Annotated in this window: 7 protein-coding genes; 2 read left to right on the forward strand and 5 right to left on the reverse strand. The window is 72.9% G+C overall.

The window, feature by feature from the left end; translation table 11 throughout:
* Positions 1-81: 81 nt before the first annotated feature.
* Positions 82-774, forward strand: coding sequence for a cobalt-precorrin-6A reductase (locus QH283_RS29635; RefSeq protein WP_280506216.1), 693 nt, complete (start codon positions 82-84; stop codon positions 772-774).
* Between the two features lie 119 nt (positions 775-893).
* On the opposite strand, the gene QH283_RS29640 is transcribed toward QH283_RS29635, so the two are convergent.
* The 5 genes from QH283_RS29640 to QH283_RS29660 form a co-directional block, all read right to left on the reverse strand.
* Positions 894-1,436 carry a PadR family transcriptional regulator gene (locus tag QH283_RS29640; RefSeq protein WP_280506210.1) on the reverse strand — a complete coding sequence of 181 codons (543 nt, stop codon included), beginning with the start codon at positions 1,434-1,436 and terminating at the stop codon, positions 894-896.
* A gap of 44 nt (positions 1,437-1,480) precedes the next feature.
* Positions 1,481-3,214, reverse strand: coding sequence for a precorrin-2 C(20)-methyltransferase (locus QH283_RS29645; protein ID WP_280506211.1), 1,734 nt, complete (start codon positions 3,212-3,214; stop codon positions 1,481-1,483).
* Entirely contained in the window at positions 3,211-3,846 is a 636-nt protein-coding gene (locus QH283_RS29650; protein WP_280506212.1) for a precorrin-8X methylmutase, read from the reverse strand. The genes QH283_RS29645 and QH283_RS29650 overlap by 4 nt, the downstream gene beginning before the upstream one ends.
* Before the next feature lie 212 nt (positions 3,847-4,058).
* On the reverse strand, positions 4,059-4,550 hold the full coding sequence (locus QH283_RS29655; RefSeq protein WP_280506213.1) for a hypothetical protein: 492 nt from the start codon (positions 4,548-4,550) through the stop codon (positions 4,059-4,061).
* A 340-nt stretch (positions 4,551-4,890) separates the two neighbouring features.
* Positions 4,891-5,328: an Lrp/AsnC family transcriptional regulator gene (locus QH283_RS29660; RefSeq protein WP_280506214.1), complete on the reverse strand. Its 438-nt coding sequence runs from the start codon at positions 5,326-5,328 to the stop codon at positions 4,891-4,893.
* 140 nt (positions 5,329-5,468) lie between these two features.
* Between QH283_RS29660 and ddaH the strand changes: the two genes are divergently transcribed.
* On the forward strand, positions 5,469-6,362 hold the full coding sequence (gene ddaH / locus QH283_RS29665) for a dimethylargininase (protein WP_280506215.1): 894 nt from the start codon (positions 5,469-5,471) through the stop codon (positions 6,360-6,362).
* Positions 6,363-6,445: the final 83 nt, after the last annotated feature.

The following is a 6,445-nucleotide window of genomic DNA, read 5'->3' on the forward strand; positions in this document are numbered from 1 at the left end:
CCCCCCCCCCCCCCCAAACTCCGGCGCCGGCTGCGCGCCCTCCCCGGGGGCCCCCCCGGCCACGCCGGGGCGCGGCCCCTACTGTTCCCGGCCCCGCGTGTACCCAACTGGGGCCCCCCCCCCCCCGGCCGCGTGCGCGACCCGCTGCTGCCCGAGGGGGAGGTGCGGATCGGCGGTTTCGGCGGTGCCGACGGACTGCGGAAATGGCTGACCGACCACGGGATCGAGCGCGTCGTGGACGCCACCCACCCGTTCGCGGCGACCATCAGCGCCAATGCCGCGCGCGCGGCCGCGGATGCCGGGGTGCCGCTGTTGCGGCTGCTGCGCCCCGCGTGGACGCCCGGGCCCGGCGACCGGTGGATTCCGGTGCCCGACCTCACCGAGGCCGCCCGGGCAGCCGCGGGCCATGAGCGCGTGTTCCTGACCATCGGCCGTCAGGGCGTGAGCGCGTTCGCCGATCTCGCCGCGCCCTGGTTCCTGATCCGGGCCATCGACCCGCCCACGGCCGCGCTACCGCCCCGGCACGAGCTGCTGCTGGCGCGCGGGCCGTTCACGCTCGACGAGGAGATCGCCCTGATGACGCAGCACGGCGTCGAGGTCGTGGTGTCGAAGAACAGCGGCGGCGATCGGACCGAGGCAAAACTCGAGGCGGCCAGGGAACTGGGGATTCCGGTGGTCATGATCGATCGGCCCGCCCCGGCGCCCGCGAACGTGGTGGTCGACTCGCCCGAAGCCGCCCTGGCCTGGCTCACGGAGCCCTGGGGCAAGCCCTGATCGCAGCGCGCTCGGATGTCGTGGCACGCCTGGATGCCTGACCGCGATGTCGCCGGAGCGCGATCTGCGTGCCGGCCGGCGCGGTTCGTCCCGGCGGTCGGGACGCGGTCGGCCGGAAACTAGTGCCCGAGGATCGACGGAAGCTTGTCGAACCAGGCGAGCACCGCGCGCTCGTACTCGAGCCCGAATTCGAGGGTGGCGCGCTGGTGGGCGGGCATGTCCTTGCCCTCGTCGGCGCGGTAGCGGTCGAGGCGGGCCTGGTGGATCTCGCGGTTGGCGGCGATGATCTCGGCCAGCCGTTCCCGGGGGATGTGCTCGCCGAAGTGCATGCTCAGCAGCAGCGGGACGCGGATGGTCTCCGCGCCCGGGTCGCGCACCACCCACTCCAGGAAGGCCGCTAGGCCCGCGTCGGTGAGCCGGTAGGGGGTGCGGTCGCGCGCGCCCGTCTCACCCTTCTCCACCAGGCCGCTCGCGGCCATGGTGGCCAGTTCGCGGTAGACCTGGCTCTGGGTGATGGTCCAGAAGTCGCCGATGCGGTCCTGGGCGAGGGTGACCAGGTCCCAGCCCGACATCGGGCCCTCGTGCAGGAAACCCAGCAGCGAGGCCGCGGTCGAGTTCAGCGTCTTGCGCGTCGTCGGGCGCGTGGTGGCGGTGTCGGGCACGGCTCGCTCCCTTCGATCCCGAACGGACATTCCAAAGTGGAATATTACCCGATCGGCGCGGCGGCGTCGGCGGTGCCGTACCGGCGGGAGGTGTAGACCCGGGTGCCGTGATCGGACTCCACGACCGCCGTGGTGGTCGCGCCGATGATGAGCAAGGTGCGCATGTCCACCTCGGCGGGGTCCAGATCGGCCAGTCGCACCACGCGCACCCGCTCGCCCGGACCGCCGACATCGCGGCCGAGCACCACCGGGGTGTCGGGCGAGCGGTGCTCGAGCAGCAGATCCCGCATGGCGCCGACCTGCCAGGTGCGCTGCGAGGACGCCGGATTGTAGATCGCGATGGCCATGTCCGCGGCCGCCACCGCCGCCAGCCTGCGCGCCACCACCTCCCACGGCTTGAGCCGGTCCGACAACGAGATCATGGCGTAGTCGTGGCCGAGCGGCGCGCCGACCCGGCTGGCGACCGCGTTGGCCGCCGTGCCGCCGGGCAGCCCCCGCACCGGCACCGCCCGCCCGCGCGGGTCGGCCGACTCCTCCAGCACCGCCGCCGCCATGGCGAACACGCCGGGATCGCCGGAGGAGACCACCGCGACCCGCGCGCCGCGCAGCGCCAGATCCAGCGCCATGGCCGCGCGCTCGGACTCCACCCGGTTGTCGCTGGCATGCCTGCGCTGGCCCGGCCGCACCGGCACGCGATCGATGTAGGTCGTGTAGCCCACGAGGTCGGTTGCCTCGGCGAGGGCTTCGCGCACCTCGGGGGTGGTCCACTCCGGGTTGCCCGGTCCGAGGCCGACCACGACCACCTCGCCGGTCGCGGTTGTCGGCTCCGGCTCGGGCCGGTCGGCGACGGCCACCGAGTGGTCGCCGCTCGTCGCGCAAGCACCGTCCGCCGCATGGACCCGGGTGGCGCCACCTCCGGCCGCGTCGACCGGAGCGCGATGCCCGGATGCCGTCGGGACGTGGCGAGGGGACGAGAGTTCGGCCGCCGCACCCGGTCCGGGCTGTTCCCCGCGCGCGGCGCGCACCGTGGGCAGCGGCGTGGTCGGGCGCGGTCCGGGAACCAGGGTGATGGAGAAGTACGGCACGTCTGCCTCGTCGACCTCGGCCGCGGTGAGCACACGTTCGCGCGTGGTGCTGGCGCGCTCGATGTAGTAGGCGTCGTCGAGTCTGCCCGCGTCGGCCAGGGCGCGGCGCACGCCCGGATAGGTGCGGCCGAGCTTCATGATGGCGGCGGCGTCGGTGTCGCGCAGGCGGCGGGTGAGCTCCTCGGTGGGCATGGTGCCGGGCAGCACCGTGAGCACCTGCTCGCCCTCCACCAGCGGGGTGCCCAGCGCCGCCGACGCCGCGCTGACCGAGGTGATGCCTGGAACGATCTCGGCCTCGAAGCGGTCGGCCAGGCGGCGGTGCATGTGCATGTTGGAGCTGTAGAACAGCGGGGCGCCCGCGGCGAGCAGCGCGACCGTGCGGCCCGCGGCCAGATGCGCGGCGAGGCGTTCGGCGGCCTGCTCGTAGAACTCGTCGATGGCGCCCTGATAACCGCCGGGATGGTCGGTGCTCTCGGTGGTGACCGGGTAGACCAGGTGTTCCTCCAGCTGGCCGGGACGCATGTACGGTGCGGCGATGCCGCGCGAGATGCTGCGCCCGTGTCGCGCGCTGTGGAAGGCGATCACATCGGCCGCGCCGATGATCCGCGCCGCCTTGACCGTCACCAGTTCCGGGTCACCGGGCCCGAGCCCGACGCCCCACAGCTTGCCCGGCGCCACCGCTGCCTCGCTCATTCCTGCTCGCTCGCAATCGCGTTCAGTGCCGAGGCGGTGATGGCGCTGCCGCCCCGCCTGCCCCGCACGGTCAGATACTCCACGCCGCCGTACTCGGTCAGCGCCTGCTTGGACTCGGCCGCCCCGACGAAACCCACCGGAATGCCCAGCACCGCAGCTGGCCGCGGCGCCCCCGCGTCGAGCATGTCGAGCAGGTGGAACAGCGCGGTCGGGGCATTGCCGATGGCCACCACCGCGCCCTCGAGGCGGTCGCGCCACAGCTCCAACGCGGCGGCCGAGCGGGTGTTGCCGATCTCGGCGGCCAGTTCCGGCACCCGAGGATCGCGCAGCAGGCAGATGACCTCGTTGTCCGCGGGCAGGCGCGTACGGGTGACACCCGCGGCCACCATGTTGGCGTCGCACAGGATGGGCGCGCCCGCGCGCAGAGCGGCCCGCGCCGCGGTGACCACGCCGGGGGAGAAGGCCACATCGCCCGCGAGGTCGACCTGCCCGCAGCCGTGGATCATCCGCACCACCACCCGCGCGACGTCCTCGGGAAAACCGCTCAAATCGGCCTCGGCGCGAATGGTCGCGAACGAGCGCCGGTAGATCTCGGCCCCGTCGGTGAGGTAGCTGGCACGCAGGTCGGACATGCGCTACACCCTAGTGCGCCCCTCGGGGCGGTCCGGCCACGGCTCGAGCCTTCGCCCGCCGGGGGGAAAGTACCGGCTGAGAACCGCTCCCGGTGGATCAGCGCGGCCGGTGCCGAGCCTGGCGGGCAGGCGGGGTGGCGGGTGGTCCGGCCGGTGCCGAAGGGCGGTAGTGCGACTGATCGTGGCGCGGTGGATCGTGGCGCGGCGGTCAGTCAGGCGACGTGCCCGAGTCGGCGCAGCCGCACGCCGGCGTCGTCCGCGCGCAGCCGGAACAACGTGCCCGGCGCGTCGGCAGCGCGGCGCAGGTCCTCGTCGAGGTGGGTGCGGTCGGTGATGGAGTGCCATTCGACGGCGCGGCGATGCCGCAGGTGCGGGTCGGGCTCGGCGGGGTCGTACTCGTAGGGGCCCGCGATGGTGCCGATGGCGGCGCGGCGGCCGGTCAGCGACACCACGATGGTGTGCCCGGTGCGCATGCTGCGGCTGAAATTGCGCCAGTAGGAGACGAACAGGCCGATGGCTTTGCGACTGCGGCCGGGATTGTGCTGCTCGAGCCGCGCGCGCAGTTCGACATCACTGCCGAAACTCGTGACCGGGCAGCCGAATTCGTCGTGCCGGACGGCTACGAAGCCCTCGCGCAGGAACCGCTTCTCCAACCCGGGATCGGCCCAGGCACGGATGCGCCAAGCGGTGGTGGCGGATGTCATCGATCTCTCCTCCCGGAACTGCGGCGCCGCGCGGCCGGACACGAAACCGGCCGATTCCCTGCGCGCCCGCACGATCATAGGCCGCTCTCCGGTGCCGTAAGCATGTTTTTCCCACCCCGGTTGTCCGGGCGTGCGCGCCGTGCGATCGGTGCGGAAAGAACACGGCGCGAACGACATTCGTCCTGGAGTCGGCGGCCGCGTCGCGGTGGGCGCCGCCGGGAGGGTGAGGTCGGCCGTCGTGGCACGCGATCGGCGACCGGTGTACAGCGGCTACGACACCGAGCAGCGCAAGGCCCATACCGACCGCGTCCTCCGGCGGTGACCGCGCCGGGACGCGGGGTCAGGTCCTCGGGCGCTCGAGGATTCGGGACATCACCAGCGAGCTGCGCGTGCGACCCACCCGCGCGTTCTCGCGGATGCGCTCCACGGTGGACTCGATCTCGGCCATGTCGGTGGCCATGACGTGCACCAAAGCGTCGGCCTCGCCCGCGATGGTCCACACGCCGACCACCTGCGGGATCGGCTCGAGGGTGCGGCGCAGCTCGGCGGGACTGATGTTGTCGCGATAGTAGACCTCCACATAGGCCTCCGTCTTCCAGCCGAGCGCGGCGGGGTTCACCAGGGCGGTGAACCCGGTGATCTGGCCCGCGGCGATCATCCGGTCCACCCGGCGCTTCACCGCGGGCGCGGAGAGGCCGACCTCCGATCCGATTTCCTGATAGGAGGAGCGCGCCGAGCGCAGCAGATGACCGAGGATGGCGCGGTCGGTGTGGTCCATGTCGCACTCCTCGCGTCGTCGGTGCGCAATGATTCGCCGTTATTCGGTCCGAGAACGCAATGATCGCACGTTACGCACGCAATGGACCAGCGGATATCGTCGCGATCAGCCGACCGTACGCGCCGACTCCGGGAGCCGCGATGACCTCTGTAGCCGCCTTTCCGTCCCCTGATCCCGCGCCCTTCCGCCGGCCGGTGCCGCGCCGCTTCGTCATGTGCAGGCCCGACCACTTCGACGTCACCTACCGCATCAACCCGTGGATGCGGCCGGGGGAGACCGTCGACCGGGCACGTGCGCTGGCCCAGTGGGAGACGCTGCGCGAGACCTTCCTCGCCCACGGCCACCAGGTCGAGGTGGTGTCCGGCGAGCCGGGCCTGCCGGACATGGTCTTCGCCGCCAACAGCGCGGTCGCGCTCGGCGACCGGGTGCTGACCGCGCGCTTCGCCCACGCCGAGCGGGCGGCCGAGGGTCCCGCCTACCTGGACTGGTTCCTGCGCCGCGGCGCCGCCGAGGTGGCGGCCGCGAGTGAGATCAACGAAGGGCAGGGCGATTTCGCCTGTGTGGGCGGCCGGTTCCTCGCCGGCACCGGGTTCCGCACCACCCCGGCCGCGCACCGCGAGGTGGAGAGCTTCTTCGAGGTTCCGGTCGTGACCCTGGAGCTGGTCGACCCGCGCTTCTACCATCTCGACACCGCGCTCATGGTGCTCGACGACAACACCGTCGCCTATTACCCGCCCGCGTTCAGCGAGACCAGCCGTATCGTGCTGGCGGGGCTGTTCCCGGACGCGGTGCTCGCCACCGACGCCGACGCCGAAGTGCTCGGACTGAACGGTGTGAGCGACGGCTACCACGTCTTCCTGAGCCCGCGCGCCACCGACCTGGCCGCCGCCCTGCGCGACCGCGGCTATCTGCCGATCGGGGTGGACGTGAGCGAGCTGTTGAAGGCGGGTGGCGGCGTGAAGTGCTGCACACTGGAACTGGTCGAGGCGGCGGAGCCAGGCTTCGGCATCCCGGACCCTCGCTACGCCGCCTGACTTCTCCCACTCCGCCGGGGGGGGGGGGGGGGGGGGCGCGCCCCGCGCCCCCGGGGGGGGGGGGGGGGGGGGGGGGCGGCGCG

Source organism: Nocardia farcinica, assembly GCF_029867845.1.
Taxonomy (GTDB): Bacteria; Actinomycetota; Actinomycetes; order Mycobacteriales; family Mycobacteriaceae; genus Nocardia; species Nocardia farcinica_A.

Coding starts and splice junctions, on each gene's coding strand:
- QH283_RS29645 (WP_280506211.1), bottom strand. CDS start 3,214: ATGAGCGAGGCAGCGGTGGCGCCGGGCAAGCTGTGGGGCGTCGGGCTC.
- QH283_RS29650 (WP_280506212.1), bottom strand. CDS start 3,846: ATGTCCGACCTGCGTGCCAGCTACCTCACCGACGGGGCCGAGATCTAC.
- QH283_RS29655 (WP_280506213.1), bottom strand. CDS start 4,550: ATGACATCCGCCACCACCGCTTGGCGCATCCGTGCCTGGGCCGATCCC.
- QH283_RS29660 (WP_280506214.1), bottom strand. CDS start 5,328: ATGGACCACACCGACCGCGCCATCCTCGGTCATCTGCTGCGCTCGGCG.
- ddaH (WP_280506215.1), top strand. CDS start 5,469: ATGACCTCTGTAGCCGCCTTTCCGTCCCCTGATCCCGCGCCCTTCCGC.